This is a genomic window from Streptomyces sp. NPDC005962, from assembly GCF_040629205.1.
In the GTDB taxonomy this organism is placed as follows: Bacteria; Actinomycetota; Actinomycetes; order Streptomycetales; family Streptomycetaceae; genus Streptomyces.
Genome location: NZ_JBEXVE010000005.1, coordinates 1 through 13,176 on the forward strand (window position 1 = coordinate 1; position 13,176 = coordinate 13,176).

Consider the following 13,176-nt stretch of genomic DNA (forward strand, 5'->3'; position numbering starts at 1 on the left):
ACACCCACCCCAAACGACAACGTCGGCCTTCAAGACCACAACCGGGTCTTGCCGGCCGACGTCACGCGAGCCCCCGAATTAGCCAACAGCATCCCGATGGTACCGGGGTGGTTGTCGTGCTCGCTTCGGCACCGCCTCGCCCCGGTCGAGTCCAGATGAAGGAAGGCGTGATGACAAGTGCGGGGCAGGCATGGCGAGGTGGGTTCGGCGCTGGCGATACCCGAAGCGTCTACGACACGCTGCCCAGCCACGGCGATACGGGAACCGACGCGGAGCGACCACGACGGGCTGAGCCACCGCGCGGCAGCAGCTGCTCCCCTCCCGCCATATCCGGGGCAGCGCATCTGCTCACGCAGCCGCATGCGTGACGGGGACAGTACGGCGGCCGGCCACATCGAGCCGGGGCCGACGACCGACATGCCTGTCCCCCGGCCACCCCTCCCTCGCCGCTGGCCGTTCCTGCGCGCACAACAGCGATGGACGCAGTCGGCAGGCGGCTGGCCATGTAAACCGCCTTGCGTAGCCGCCGCTCGGCAGCCGCCCGGTCGGGCACGTGGGCCTGGCCGTGCCGCTGCCTCTGCGCGTCCGTTGCGATCGCCGGAGCGTACGAAGACGGCCGTTCTCGATGTTGACTGTGTCTGTTGGCTCGCTGATGCGGGGTGGCGCGCTGAGCGGCCCGGGGGCGCCACTGAGACGGCGCCGCTCTGTCTGCTCCGGCAGGGCGGCCACAGGGCCCGAACGCCCCCGCGACCGTCGTCGTCGCCGACTGCGCCATGCCTTCCGTCGCCCGGTCGCTCCCGCACCCGGCGACGGAAGGCAGCTGAACAAACAGAGCACCGCGCCCCTTCCCTCTCGCCACTGGCTGCAGCGGACGTGGCTACGCGTGCCATGCGGCGATTGCCGTTCTAGGGCCCGCGCCTGAGGACGAGTCGAGTCACTCTGTCGTGGCATTGTCGGGGGATTCCCGAGCCCAGTACGTTGCGCATCTGACTGGACACAATATGTGACCAGCCCGAAGGGGAGGAAATCCTTCATGCGCATTCGATCTGCGGCCGTCATGGTCACCGTAGCGCTCAGTGCGACCGTGCTCGGGGTGGGCACCGCCGACGCGGTGGGGCCGTTGAGCGGCACCAAGGTCCGCGCCTGGCAGAGCGGTTACGTCCTCGGCGTCGCAGGCAACTCGACGGTCGGCGGTGCCACCGTCCAGTACCAGACTGACACCGACGACTTGGCCCAGAAGTGGGCCATCGACCCGGTCACCAGCGACACCTTCATGCTGCGCAACCTGAACAGCGACATGTGCGTCACCGCTGTCGACGGCGGCGCCACGGAAGCCCTCCAGCAGCGTCCGTGCGATTCCCGGTGGCAGGAGCAGACCTTCACCATGGCGGCCTCCAGCAAGCCCAACCGGCACCTGCTGCGCAACCTGGCCCACAACAAGTGCATGCAGCAATACAACACCACCACGCCCACCTTCGCCTTCGTGAGCGGCTGTAGCACCGCCAACAACTACCAGGCCCACTCGTTCGACGTCCGCTGACCCCACATCAGGGCGGGGCCGCACAGCAAACCAGCGCCATCTGAGCAGGCCCGGCCCGAAGAAGGGTGCCCGAAGCCATATGAGGTGGCTTCGGGCACCCCTTTCGACTCCAGCAACGGGGCACGGCCCGTCAGGGCCTTCCTCCGAGGAGAGGCCCAACGACTCCACCAAGCTGCTTCCTCGCGCAGCCAATAAGCGGGCGTCCCACACATGGCCCAAACCGCCTGGTGAGAGACCTGGTGCGGGCAGCAATCTGGTCCACACCTGGTCCACACGCGCTGGTCAACGGTGGGATTCCGGCGGCACAGGGTGAGACAGCGGACATGCGGAAGGGGTGCCCCTCAACTCAGGGCACCCCTTCTGACCAGCTAGTTCGCTGACCTCGGCGGAGGCTGAGGGATTTGAACCCTCGGTGACATCGCTGCCACGACGGTTTTCAAGACCGTTCCCTTAGGCCGCTCGGGCAAGCCTCCCCGCGCCACCTTGGTGGCGCGGGGATCAGCCTAGCGTGTCAGCTGTCTCCCTTGCGCTGGCCCAGGGTGACGTCGACCGTTGACGTCTTGCCGTCGCGCTTGTAGGTGAGGGTGACCTTGTCGCCGGGCTTGTGGGTCCAGATCTCGCTGATCAGGGTCGGGCCGCTGTCGATCACGGTGTCGTCGAGCTTGGTGATCACGTCGCCGGACTTGAGGCCCGCCTTGGCGGCCGGGCCGTTGGGGACGACGGCGGGGCTGCCGCCGGTGCCGTTGGCGGCGATGGTGGCGCCTGCGCTGCTGTCCTTCATGCTGACCGTGGCCTCGATCACCGGGTAGACCGGCTGGCCGGTCTTGATCAGCTGCTGGGCGACGTTCTTCGCCGTGTTGATCGGGATGGCGAAGCCGAGGCCGATGCTGCCGGACTGCTGGGATTCGCCGAGGCCGCTGCCGCTGCCCGCGGACTGGATGGCCGAGTTGATGCCGATGACGCCGCCGTCGGCGTTGAGCAGCGGGCCGCCGGAGTTGCCGGGGTTGATGGAGGCGTCGGTCTGCAGGGCGCTCATGTAGGAGGCGTTGCCTCCGCCGCCGTCGCTGGAGGCGACCGGCCGGTTCTTGGCGCTCACGATGCCGGTGGTGACGGTGCCGGACAGGCCGAAGGGGGCGCCGATGGCGACCGTGGCGTCGCCGACGACGGTCTTGTCGGAGTTGCCGAGCGGCAGCGGGTCGAGCTTGGCGCCGGAGGCGTTCTTGAGCTTGATGACGGCGACGTCGTAGCCCTGGGCCTTGCCCACGACCTCGGCGGCGTACCGCTTGCCGTTGGAGAAGGTGGCGGTGAGCTTGCCGTTGTCGGCGGCGGAGGCGACGACGTGGTTGTTGGTGAGGATGTGGCCCTGCTTGTCGTAGACGAAGCCGGTGCCGGTGCCGCCCTCGCCGTTGTTGCCCTGCGCCTCGATGGTGACGACGCTGGGCAGGGTCTTGCCCGCGATGTTGGACACGGAGCCGGGGGCGCGGCTCTCCGCCTTCGGGTTGCCGACGGCGGAGACGGTGGTGGTGTCGCCGCTGTTGTTCTCCCGGTCGGCGGCCCAGAAGCCGACACCGCCGCCGATGCCGCCCGCGACCAGCACGGCGGCCAGGGCGGCGGCCACGAGCCCGCGGGGCTTGCGCTCCGGTGTGCCGGGGGGCGGCGGTACGGGGGCGCTGCCCCACGGGCCGCCGGGGCCGCCGGGGCCGCCGCCCTGGGGGCCCGGGCCCGGTCCGCCCGGCTGTCCGCCGTCGGAGGGCCACGGTCCGGCGCCGGAGCCGGGGGCTCCGTATCCGGGGGCACCGGCGGGGGCGCCGTAGCCGGGGGCACCACCCGGGGCGCCGTAGCCGGGGGCACCGCCGGGGTCGCCCGCGCCGGTCGACGCGAACGCCGCCGGGGGCTGGGTGGGGGCCGGGGGCTGGGCCGGAGGGGTGGGGGCCGGCGCGGGGTCGCCCGCCTTCGCCATCCGGTCCGGTGCCGACTGGTCCGGCGCCGTCTGGCCCGCGGCCGGGCCTATCGGCGCGTCCGGGGCGGCCGGTGCGGTCGGCGCGTCCGGCTTCGCGCCCGCCGTGGGCTCGAAGTCCGGCGCGGGGGGCACCGCGGGGTTCGGGTGCGGCGCCGGAGGGGCCGGGTGCGGCCCGGCCGCAGGCGGTACGGCAGCGCCCTCGTTCTCGGTGCTCACAGCTGTCTCCTCAGGTGCACGACAGTTTTTCCATGACGGCCCACGCGTACGTATTACCGTTGTCAGCTTTTCCCACGGCGCGTCAGACCGCCGTAAGGAGCGGCGGCCGTGTGGACTACCACCCTTTATCCCGGACAATTCGCCCTGCCGCCATTCCGGGCAACGGCCGGAAGAAGAACCTTCCACCGAGGGACACCGGGCGGTGGCACCATAACGCGGTGACCTATGCGCGTTCTGACCGGGACATCCGCCCGGGGCCGCACACCGTGTCCGTCGTGGCCCACCGCGGGGCCTCCGAAGACGCGCCGGAGCACACGCTGGCCGCGTACCGCAGAGCGCTCGAGGACGGCGCTGACGCCCTTGAATGCGATGTCCGGCTGACCGCCGACGGCCATCTCGTCTGCGTCCACGACCGGCGCGTCGACCGCACCTCCAACGGCCGCGGCGCGGTCTCCGGGCTGGAGCTGGCCGATCTCGCGGCCCTCGACTTCGGCTCCTGGAAGGGGCAGGCCACCGACAAGGAGGCGCCGGACCGGAAGAGCCGCGACAGTACGTCCGTCCTCACCCTCGAACGGCTGCTGGGGCTGATCGCCGACGCCGGACGCCACGTCGAACTGGCCATCGAGACCAAGCACCCCACCCGGTGGGCGGGCCAGGTCGAGGACCGGCTGATCCAGCTGCTGCGCCGGTACGGGCTCGACGCGCCGCCGCCCGGCGAGCCGCCGCCGGTGCGCGTCATGAGCTTCTCGGCGCGCTCGCTGCACCGGGTGCGGATCGCGGCGCCCGCCATCCCCACCGTCTATCTGATGCAGTTCGTCCTGCCGCGCCACCGGGACGGACAGCTTCCGCCGGGGGTGCGCATCGCGGGGCCCAGCATCCGGATCGTGCGCAACCACCCGGCCTATGTGGCGCGGCTGCGGCGCGCGGGGCACCGAGTGCACGTGTGGACCGTCGACGAACCGGCCGATGTCGAGCTGTGCGTGCGGCTGGGGGTCGACGCGCTGATCACGAATCGCCCCAAACAGGTACTGTCCCAACTCGGGCGCTCATAGTGGGCATTACAAGGCGTGCACCGGCGCGTTCGTTACGTATTCGATCGTGACGAGTGCGTCACACGATGCCACTTGGCCGGTTTCCGCTCCAGCCCATCGGGGCATTCATCCCCTGGCGTGGGGCTAAGGAGGTCTCGGGGGTGGCGTTGGTGGTGGCACAGAAGGTGCCGACGTCGTCGACCATGGCCGTACCCCATGGTCCTGCGGGCGTCCGCGCGGCACGACACTGGATGCGCGGCGATCTGGGCAGGACTGGGGTATCGGATTCGGTCATAGACGACGCAGTGTTGATCCTTTCGGAACTGCTCAGCAATGCGTGGCGGCATGGCAGCCCATGGCGCTCCGGCCCTGGCGGCGGGACGGTCCATGCGGCGTGGCGCGTCGATGAAGACGATCGGGTGACGATCGAAGTCACGGATGGCGGTGGCCCGACAAGGCCACTTCCGGCCAAACCTTCCGTCACGGCCCGTGGTGGCCGCGGACTGAACATCATCAGGTCCCTGGCGGACGACTGGGGCGTACGGGACGGCACGGGCGAGGTCACCGTATGGGCGCTCCTCCCCGCCGACACCGGCTTCTCCGGCCGGGTCGTGCTGGCGCCCGATATCGGCACGGAGCTGCGCACGGGCGCCGGGGCGGACCTCGTGACGAATGTGACGAATATGTCGAATGCAGCGAATATCGATACGAATATCGATCCTGATTTCGACCGTGAGCTGGGCTTCGCCGATCTGGACGAGCTGGCGTGAGCGACGCGGCGCATCTGGCCGACGACGTACGGCCGACGGGCTAGGCTCCCGCCCGTACGTGAAGCCGTACGACGGCGTACGTGCCGATACGAGGTACGTGCCGATACGAGCCGTAGCCGACACGAGTTGTAGCCGACACGAGTCGGATACGCGCCGTATACGGGCCGTACGCACGAAGCCCTGAGCCGCCACGATCGGGAGACAGCCACATCATGGCCAAGAAGCGCCGCCCCCAGACCAAGGCCGCAGGATCACGGGGCGCCACGGGCGACATCCCCGTGGTGAGCGCGCGGGAGCCCTGCCCGTGCGGTTCGGGCCGCCGCTACAAGGCCTGCCACGGCCGCGAGGCCGCCCACGCCGTCACCGAGCTGGTGCAGCGGCCCTTCGAGGGGCTCCCCAACGAATGCGACTGGGTGGCGCTGCGCGAGCTGGTGCCCGCCGCCACCGTCCACCTGACCCTCGCCGAGGGGCTGCCCGAGGGCGTGCCGTCGGTCACCCTGGCGACCGTGCTGCCGATGGCGTGGCCCGCGCTGCGCCGGGACAGCGGCGCCGTGCTGGTCGGGCTGCAGAACGACACGGCCTCCGGCGACCTCAGCCGCGATCTGGCCGACACCCTGCGGCGCGCGCTGATCGCCGACCCGGGCACGCCGGTGTCGGCCGAACGGGCGCCCGGCGACGGTCCGCGCCTCCAGGATCTGCTCGACCCGAACGGCGCTTTCACGCCGACCCTGCACGAGGGGTTCGAGTTCTGGCTGGAGGACGCCACGAACGCGACCGGGGAGGTCGCCGCGTCCCTGGAACGGGCCAACGCCGCCGCGATCCCCACCGCCCGGCTCACCGGTGTGGAGGCCGCCTACTGGTGCGAGACGCCGGAGAAGAACCACCTGCGCTGGGTGATGTCCCACCCGGAGGAGAAGCTGCTCGACGCGCTCGCGCGGCTGCACGCGGCGGGGGCGTCCTCGCTGGGCGAAGACACCCGTCTGGTGGGCTCTTTCCGGGCCCACGGGCTCACCGTGCCGGTGTGGGACCTGCCCCGCGGCATGGGCGCGGAGGACGTCGAGAAGCCGGCCGCGGAGCTGGCGGAACGGCTGGGCGAGGCGCTCGCCTCGGACGAGCCGCTCACCTCCGAACAGCGGCGCGCCCGGGGTGGTCTCACCAACCGTCAGGTGACGCTCAGCTGAGCTTCCGGGCGGGTTCGGCCGGGCGCCCCGGCCGCGTGACGCTGCTCACAACTCGCGGTTACGCCCTGGAAGTACGCGTCCGGAAATCCGCGATCGAATTTGCTTAGGGCCGATCTCTTGTTACGGTTCTAAAAGCCCGGTCGCTGGTGCATCCCCCGTCGCCAGCGACCGGGCGCTTCCATGTCCGGTACCGGAACGCACGAGTCCGGTACCGACCAACCGGCCGCGGTGCCGCGGGAGTTGCCCCACCCGGGCCCCCGCCGCAGACCCCGGCCGCAGGACCCCGCCGCAGACCCCAGCCGGGCCGCCACCGAAGATCACCCGAACGCACGACACGCGGCGAGGCCGTGGGCCCCGCCGCGTGTGGCGTTCGCAAGCGTTTCGTTGACAAGGCTGACAAGCGTGACGACGCCCGCCCGGGTCGGTCAGTAGGCGAGCCGGCTGCCCCCGTCTGGCGCGCTGCTGCTCGCCTCGACGAGCGCGTCCACCACGGTGGCCACCTCGGGCAGCCAGGGCTGCCCGCGGCGCTGCGGCGCCCGCTCCCAGCGCACCCGGCCAAGACCCGTCTGCGACGGCGGCAGCACCAGATAGCCGCCCTCGCCGTGGAACCGCAGGGAGCTGGGCACCCAGTCCTGGCGGTTGAGGAGCTCGCCCAGCTCTTCGAGGGAGTACGGGGCCACCAGCAGCGACCAGCGGGTGGGCGTGGCGACCACCGGGCCGAGCCGGACGCCCGCCCGGTCGAACGCGGCCAGCGCCCGGGCCCCGGCGACCGCGGGCAGGCTGAGCGCGCAGGGCGCCGTACCGCCGGTGGCCAGGAGGAGCGGCGCACCGGGGCGGTTGGTCCACCACCAGCGCACCATGCGCGGATCGGTGGTGGCCGCGAGGAGAGCGGGGTCGAAGGGGTGCCCGCCCGGCACCGCGCAGTCGGGGTCCGGGCAGCCGCACACCCGCATGCGTCCGCCGCCCGTCTGGAGGCCGATGCCCGGCAGGACGGGCCACTGCCACTCGGTGGCGCAGGTGAGCGCCGCGCGGAGCAGCGGCGAGCGTGCGCCGCGCCGCAGCGAGAACTTGCGTCGCCTTCCGAGGATCTCGCGCATGAGCGCTCGTTCCTTTCCGTTAACGCCGAGGGCTGTATCCGTTCGCACTACATGGCACTTCGTGGCACTTCACATGGCACTACGTGCGCGCTGCCGGGCGTCGTTCGGCCACTCACAGCACGTGGATCACAAGTCACTGCGCGTACAAGGCAGCGCATCACGCCGCGGGCCGAGCGTGGAACGTGGCGAGGGGTGGCGCGCACCTGGCGCTTACCGTCCTGGATGGTGCGCTTCCTCGCCACCCGAAGAGGGGCGCGGCCGTTGTGGTCTATGACGCCTGGACCGGCCGCGGGGTTCCGGGGCGGTCAGAACTGCCCCAGGCCCTCTCCGAATGTGTACCCGCCGCGATGGAGACGACGCGCTGTCGAATGACGTCAGTCGACCTCAAATTGGCAGCGTGGCGACTTTTTTTCGGCCAAGTTCAATTCCCCCCAGACACTAACAAGACCACCGGGACAATGCTGGACATCGGCTCTCCCGTGCGTGTACATCTTGAGACAGTAGCGGCACAGTAGCGGCGCAGCATGACAGGGGGTTTGCGATGCTATTGAGCAAGCTGGGCGCAGCGGGTGAAGGCAGCGGACCATGAACTCGGCCTATCCGCCGAAAGTGGCTGGAATCGATTCTTCCCTCCCCGCACCCACGCAAACTGCCGATCCCATCAGCCCGCCCCTCGCCGCGCCGGAACCCGGCGTTCAGGACCGGCTGGCGGGGTGGGTATCGGATCTCACCACCCTTCACGAACTCACCGAGCGGCTGGTCCATACCAGCGCTCTCGATGAGGCGCTGAGGGAACTGCTGCGCGCGGGCGCCGCGCTCGTGGGCGCGCAGCGCGGGCTGGTCGCGCTCGAACCGGCGGACGGGCAGGGTCCGGTGACCACCGTCGGACTCGGCCTCGGCCGCGCCGACCTCGGCCAGATCGAGACGATCCCGGGCGGCTCCGCCCCCGCGGGCCATCTCCTCGACGGGCTGCCCGAACCGGGCGGCGAGCGGCGCCCCGATGTCACCCACCCCGACATCCCGGGCGAGCCCGGTCTCCATCCCCGCCATCGTGAGGTCGCCGCCCGTCTCGGCTTCGCCGCCAGCTACGCGGTCCCGCTGGACCCCTTCCCCGGCCCCGGCCCGGGCCCCGGGCTCACCGGCGTGCCCGCCCCCGCCGCCGAGGACGCGTCCCCGGGCGCGGGCTCGGGTGACCGTACGGCGCGGGGCGCACCGGGCACACCGGGCACACCGGGCGGCGCGGGGCAGGGCGCGGCGCAGGCGTCCGTCCCGGCAAGTGCCCCCGGCATGCCGGATGTGCCCGCCGGGCGGCTCGGCGCGGTCGCCTGGCTCTACGACGAACCGGCCGAGCCCGAGGAGCACCAGCGCCATCTGGTGGCCCTGTACTGCCGTTACGCGGCCGCCCACATCACCCGGCTGATCGAGCTGGCCCGCGCCCGCGCGACGGTGGCGACCGTCCGGGAGGAGCTGCTGCCCACCCGGCTGCCGCGGCTTCCCGGGGTGCGCCTCGCCGTCCGCCACCGCCCCGGCTCGCGGGGCGGCGGGGACTGGTACGACGCGCTGCCGCTGCCGGACGGCGCCCTCGGCCTCTCGGTCGGCGCGGTCACCGGTTCCGGGCCGAGCACCATCGTCGCGATGGGGCGGCTGCGGGCGTCGCTGCGCGCGTACGCCGTGATGGAGGGCGAGGACCCGGTCGCCGTGCTCTCCGACCTGGAACTGCTGCTGCGGCTCACCGAGCCCGCCCGCTCCGCGACCGCCCTGTTCGCGTACTGCGAGCCCGGGGCGCGCCGGGTGCTGCTGGCCGGGGCGGGGCACTGCCCGCCGCTGATCACCGGGGAGCGGCGTACGGAGTTCGTGGAGACCACGCTGTCCGCGCCGCTGGGCATGCTCTCCTGCTGGGAGGCGCCGAGCGTGGAAATCGAGCCCGCCTGCGGAGAAACGCTTTTGTTCTACAGCGACGGGCTGCTCCACCGCACCGGTGAGCCGACGGACCGCGCCTTCGCCCGGCTGCGCGCCGCCGCGGCGGGTGCCCCCAGGGCGGTGCGCGCCGATCCGGACGCCTTCGCGGACCATGTGCTGCTGGCGATGCTCCCGGACCACGCAGCCGACACCGGCGGCACGGGCGAAACCCGCGTGACCGGCGTGACCGGGGGCGGCGCGGGGGACGCCGCGGAGGATGTCGTCCTGCTCGTCGCCCACTTCGACTGATCGGCGGCGCCCGGGACGCCTCCCGGGCGCCGCACCCCCGGACCTACGATGGAGAGGTCCAGTTCGAGGAGGATGACGTGACCGAGGAGCCCACTCCTGACGCCCTGGAGACCCCGGAGGCCGAGGAGCAGCCCATCAAGCAGCGGAAGAACGGCCTCTACCCGGGTGTTTCCGACGAGCTTGCCGAGAGCATGAAGTCCGGCTGGGCGGACACCGAGCTGCACGACCTGAGCCCCATCGAACAGGCCCCGGACACCGCCCGCCGCCGCGCCGCGCTCTCCGCGCGCTTCCCCGGCGAGCGCCTGGTCGTCCCCGCGGGCAGCCTCCGCACCCGCTCCAACGACACGGAGTACGGCTTCCGCGCCGCGACCGAGTACGCGTACCTCACCGGCGACCAGACGGAGAACGGCGTCCTGGTGCTGGAGCCGGACGCGGGCGGCGGCCACCAGGCGACGGTGTACCTCCTGCCGCGCTCCGACCGGGAGAACGGCGAGTTCTGGCTGGACGGCCAGGGCGAGCTGTGGGTCGGGCGGCGGCACAGCCTCGGCGAGGCCGAGCAACTGCTGGGCCTGCCCGCCAAGGACGTGCGCGAGCTGGCCGGCCGGCTCGGGGACGCGACCGGCCCGGTGCGCGCCGTACGCGGCCATGACGCGGGGATCGAGGCGGCGCTGACCGACAAGGTCACCGCCGAGCGCGACGAGGAGCTGCGGGTCTTCCTCAGCGAGCAGCGCCTGGTCAAGGACGAGTTCGAGATCGCCCAGCTGCAGCGGGCCGTCGACTCGACCGTGCGGGGCTTCGAGGACGTGGTGAAGGTCCTCGACAAGGCGGAGGCGACCTCGGAGCGCTACATCGAGGGGACGTTCTTCCTGCGCGCCCGCGTCGAGGGGAACGACGTCGGCTACGGCTCGATCTGCGCGTCCGGTCCGCACGCCACCACCCTCCACTGGGTGCGCAACGACGGCCCGGTCCGCTCCGGCGACCTGCTGCTCCTCGACGCGGGGGTCGAGACCACCACCCTCTACACCGCCGACGTCACCCGCACCCTGCCGGTCAGCGGCACGTACACCCCGCTCCAGCGGAAGATCTACGACGCGGTGCACGAGGCGCAGGAGGCGGGCATCGCGGCGGTCAAGCCGGGCGCGAAATACCGCGACTTCCATGACGCCGCCCAGCGCGTCCTGGCCACCAGGCTGGTCGAATGGGGCCTGGTCGAGGGCCCGGTCGAGCGCGTCCTGGAGCTGGGGCTGCAGCGCCGCTGGACGCTGCACGGCACCGGCCACATGCTCGGCCTGGACGTGCACGACTGCGCCGTGGCCCGCACCGAGACCTATGTGGGGGGCACGCTGGAGCCCGGTATGTGCCTCACCGTCGAGCCCGGCCTCTACTTCCAGCCGGACGACCTGACCGTGCCCGAGGAGTACCGGGGCATCGGCGTCCGGATCGAGGACGACATCCTGGTGACGGAGGACGGCAACCGCAATCTGTCGGCGGGGCTGCCGCGGTCCGCCGATGACGTCGAGGCGTGGATGGCCCGGATCGTCGCACAGCGGAGCTGAGACGGGGCGTGACGGCGGGGGAGCGGCTGGACCGCTCCCCCGTCGTCATGTCCGTCACCACACCCCGGGCGCCTCGCTACGACGCCCTGAGCAAGGAGTCCTCACGCCACTTGAGGATCTTGTCGAAGCTCACCACCACCCCGCCGCGGCCCGGTCGGTCGCGGTAGCGGACGTGATCGGTGAGCGCCTCGATGAGAAAGAGCCCCCGTCCGTGCTCCGCGTGTGCGGGAGCCGGACTCTGCGGGTGCTGCGGCCTCGGCGCCGACGCCGGACGCCGCTCGCTGCGGGTGCGCGACTCGCGGCGCACGGTGCCACGGCCGGAGAAACCGGGACCCGAGTCGGTGACCTCGATACGGCAGGTGTCGCCGTCGATGAAGGCCGTGACGCGGTAGTCCCCGCCCGTACCGTCGCTGCCGCCGTGCTCCACCGCGTTGGCGCATGCCTCGGAGAGGGCGACCGACAGGTCGTAGGAGATTTCCGGATCGACTCCGGCCGTCTCCATGGTGCCGAGGAGCAGTCGCCGTGCGAGCGGAACGCTCGCCGCCTCGCGGGGCAAATGGAGTGACCACCAGATGCTCATGCTCCAGCCTCCCGGCCGCGGCTCGACATACCGTTACGTATTGCCTGGGTCCATGGTCCGTAAGCGTCCGATTGACGTGACTCCGCTCATTCGGCGGACGCGCGCGGTAGGCGCATCGGTGTATAGGCCTGTCCCGGTGTGCGCCGGTACGCCCTACCCGCCGTGGGGAACGCGTTTACCCAGTGGGATGATGGCGCGGCCATGGCTTCCCCTGTCGCCCGTGCGGCTGCCGATCTGCGCATGTTGCGGGCCGCGGTGTTCACCGCGGTCTGTGTCGTGCTGTCCGCGGCGGGGCATGTACTGGCGTCCTGTACGACGGTGCCGCTGTGGACGCTCGGCGCGGGGGCCGCGGCGATGTTCGCGGTGGTGCTGCCACTGGCCGGGCGGGAGCGGTCGCTGCCCGGGATCGCGGCGGTGCTGGCCCTGGGACAGCTCGCGCTGCACAGCCTCTTCGGCTACGGACAGCAGCAGGCGGCCGCCGCCGCGGAGGCCGCCCATCGCGCGGACGCCGACGGCCGCGTCATCGGCATGGCGGCCAAGCTGCTGTGCACCACACTCCCCGGCCGCCTCGACGCGGCCATGGCGCACCGGATCGTCGCCCGGTCGGGCATCGACCCGGCGTCCCTCCACTCCGCGCCGTCCGCACAGTCCGCACCGGCGACGGGGATGACCGGCCCTGAGCACCACATGGGTCTGACGGCCCTGCTGCCGTCGCTGCCGATGACGCTGGGGCATCTGCTGGCCGCGCTCGCCGTCGGCTGGCTGCTGCGGCGCGGCGAGAGGGCCGTATGGCGGGCGGTACGGCTGTCGCTGGACGGGGCGCGCGGGGTCGCGGAGGCCGCGCTCGTACGCTCCCTGCGCGCCGCCCTGGGGCTCGTACGAACGCTGCTCACCGGGCTCACGGACGCCGCGGCCGGTACCGGGCCGCCCCGCCCGCGCCCGGACGGGGCGGACGAGGGCGGGACGACGGCCGTCGTCCTCCAGCACAGCGTGATCAGGCGGGGACCGCCGTCTTACGACCTCGCGGCCTGACCGAC

General features: G+C 72.0%; 10 protein-coding genes and 1 tRNA gene. 7 read left to right on the plus strand and 4 right to left on the minus strand.

Annotated elements, in window-relative coordinates; genetic code table 11:
• Window positions 1–1,033 precede the first annotated feature (1,033 nt).
• Entirely contained in the window at window positions 1,034–1,540 is a 507-nt protein-coding gene (locus tag ABZ370_RS10275) for an RICIN domain-containing protein (RefSeq protein WP_358618809.1), read from the plus strand.
• Between the two features lie 386 nt (window positions 1,541–1,926).
• Here the strand turns inward: ABZ370_RS10275 and ABZ370_RS10280 are convergent.
• Window positions 1,927–2,013 (minus strand) — tRNA-Ser (locus ABZ370_RS10280).
• Window positions 2,014–2,051: 38 nt separating this feature from the next.
• Window positions 2,052–3,716 carry a trypsin-like peptidase domain-containing protein gene (locus tag ABZ370_RS10285; protein WP_358618811.1) on the minus strand — a complete coding sequence of 555 codons (1,665 nt, stop codon included), beginning with the start codon at window positions 3,714–3,716 and terminating at the stop codon, window positions 2,052–2,054.
• Between the two features lie 218 nt (window positions 3,717–3,934).
• Here ABZ370_RS10285 and ABZ370_RS10290 point away from each other — a divergent pair, with 218 nt between their 5' ends.
• The 3 genes from ABZ370_RS10290 (at window position 3,935) to ABZ370_RS10300 (ending at window position 6,698) form a co-directional block, all read left to right on the plus strand.
• A complete protein-coding gene (locus ABZ370_RS10290; protein ID WP_358618813.1) occupies window positions 3,935–4,768 on the plus strand; it encodes a glycerophosphodiester phosphodiesterase in 834 nt (277 codons plus the stop codon).
• Window positions 4,769–4,908: 140 nt separating this feature from the next.
• Complete coding sequence (locus ABZ370_RS10295) at window positions 4,909–5,517, plus strand: ATP-binding protein (RefSeq protein WP_358618814.1); 609 nt, start codon at window positions 4,909–4,911, stop codon at window positions 5,515–5,517.
• 212 nt (window positions 5,518–5,729) lie between these two features.
• Window positions 5,730–6,698, plus strand: a complete 969-nt coding sequence (locus tag ABZ370_RS10300; RefSeq protein WP_358618816.1) for a DUF5926 family protein — start codon at window positions 5,730–5,732, stop codon at window positions 6,696–6,698.
• Window positions 6,699–7,123: 425 nt separating this feature from the next.
• Here the strand turns inward: ABZ370_RS10300 and ABZ370_RS10305 are convergent, their stop codons facing one another.
• A complete protein-coding gene (locus ABZ370_RS10305; protein ID WP_358618818.1) occupies window positions 7,124–7,795 on the minus strand; it encodes a bifunctional DNA primase/polymerase in 672 nt (223 codons plus the stop codon).
• A 585-nt stretch (window positions 7,796–8,380) separates the two neighbouring features.
• On the opposite strand from ABZ370_RS10305, the gene ABZ370_RS10310 reads away from it, so the two are divergent.
• Both ABZ370_RS10310 and ABZ370_RS10315 read left to right on the plus strand, forming a co-directional pair.
• Entirely contained in the window at window positions 8,381–10,003 is a 1,623-nt protein-coding gene (locus ABZ370_RS10310; RefSeq protein WP_358618820.1) for a PP2C family protein-serine/threonine phosphatase, read from the plus strand.
• A 77-nt stretch (window positions 10,004–10,080) separates the two neighbouring features.
• A complete protein-coding gene (locus tag ABZ370_RS10315; protein ID WP_358618821.1) occupies window positions 10,081–11,559 on the plus strand; it encodes an aminopeptidase P family protein in 1,479 nt (492 codons plus the stop codon).
• Between the two features lie 76 nt (window positions 11,560–11,635).
• Here the strand turns inward: ABZ370_RS10315 and ABZ370_RS10320 are convergent, their stop codons facing one another.
• Window positions 11,636–12,139 carry an ATP-binding protein gene (locus ABZ370_RS10320; RefSeq protein ID WP_358618823.1) on the minus strand — a complete coding sequence of 168 codons (504 nt, stop codon included), beginning with the start codon at window positions 12,137–12,139 and terminating at the stop codon, window positions 11,636–11,638.
• Window positions 12,140–12,340: 201 nt separating this feature from the next.
• Between ABZ370_RS10320 and ABZ370_RS10325 the strand changes: the two genes are divergently transcribed.
• Window positions 12,341–13,171 carry a hypothetical protein gene (locus ABZ370_RS10325; RefSeq protein ID WP_358618825.1) on the plus strand — a complete coding sequence of 277 codons (831 nt, stop codon included), beginning with the start codon at window positions 12,341–12,343 and terminating at the stop codon, window positions 13,169–13,171.
• Window positions 13,172–13,176: the final 5 nt, after the last annotated feature.

Bases quoted from the DNA above. Each gene is read 5' to 3' on its own strand.
- ABZ370_RS10275 (WP_358618809.1), top strand. From the start codon at position 1,034: ATGCGCATTCGATCTGCGGCCGTCATGGTCACCGTAGCGCTCAGTGCG.
- ABZ370_RS10325 (WP_358618825.1), top strand. From the start codon at position 12,341: ATGGCTTCCCCTGTCGCCCGTGCGGCTGCCGATCTGCGCATGTTGCGG.
- ABZ370_RS10310 (WP_358618820.1), top strand. From the start codon at position 8,381: ATGAACTCGGCCTATCCGCCGAAAGTGGCTGGAATCGATTCTTCCCTC.
- ABZ370_RS10320 (WP_358618823.1), bottom strand. From the start codon at position 12,139: ATGAGCATCTGGTGGTCACTCCATTTGCCCCGCGAGGCGGCGAGCGTT.
- ABZ370_RS10305 (WP_358618818.1), bottom strand. From the start codon at position 7,795: ATGCGCGAGATCCTCGGAAGGCGACGCAAGTTCTCGCTGCGGCGCGGC.
- ABZ370_RS10300 (WP_358618816.1), top strand. From the start codon at position 5,730: ATGGCCAAGAAGCGCCGCCCCCAGACCAAGGCCGCAGGATCACGGGGC.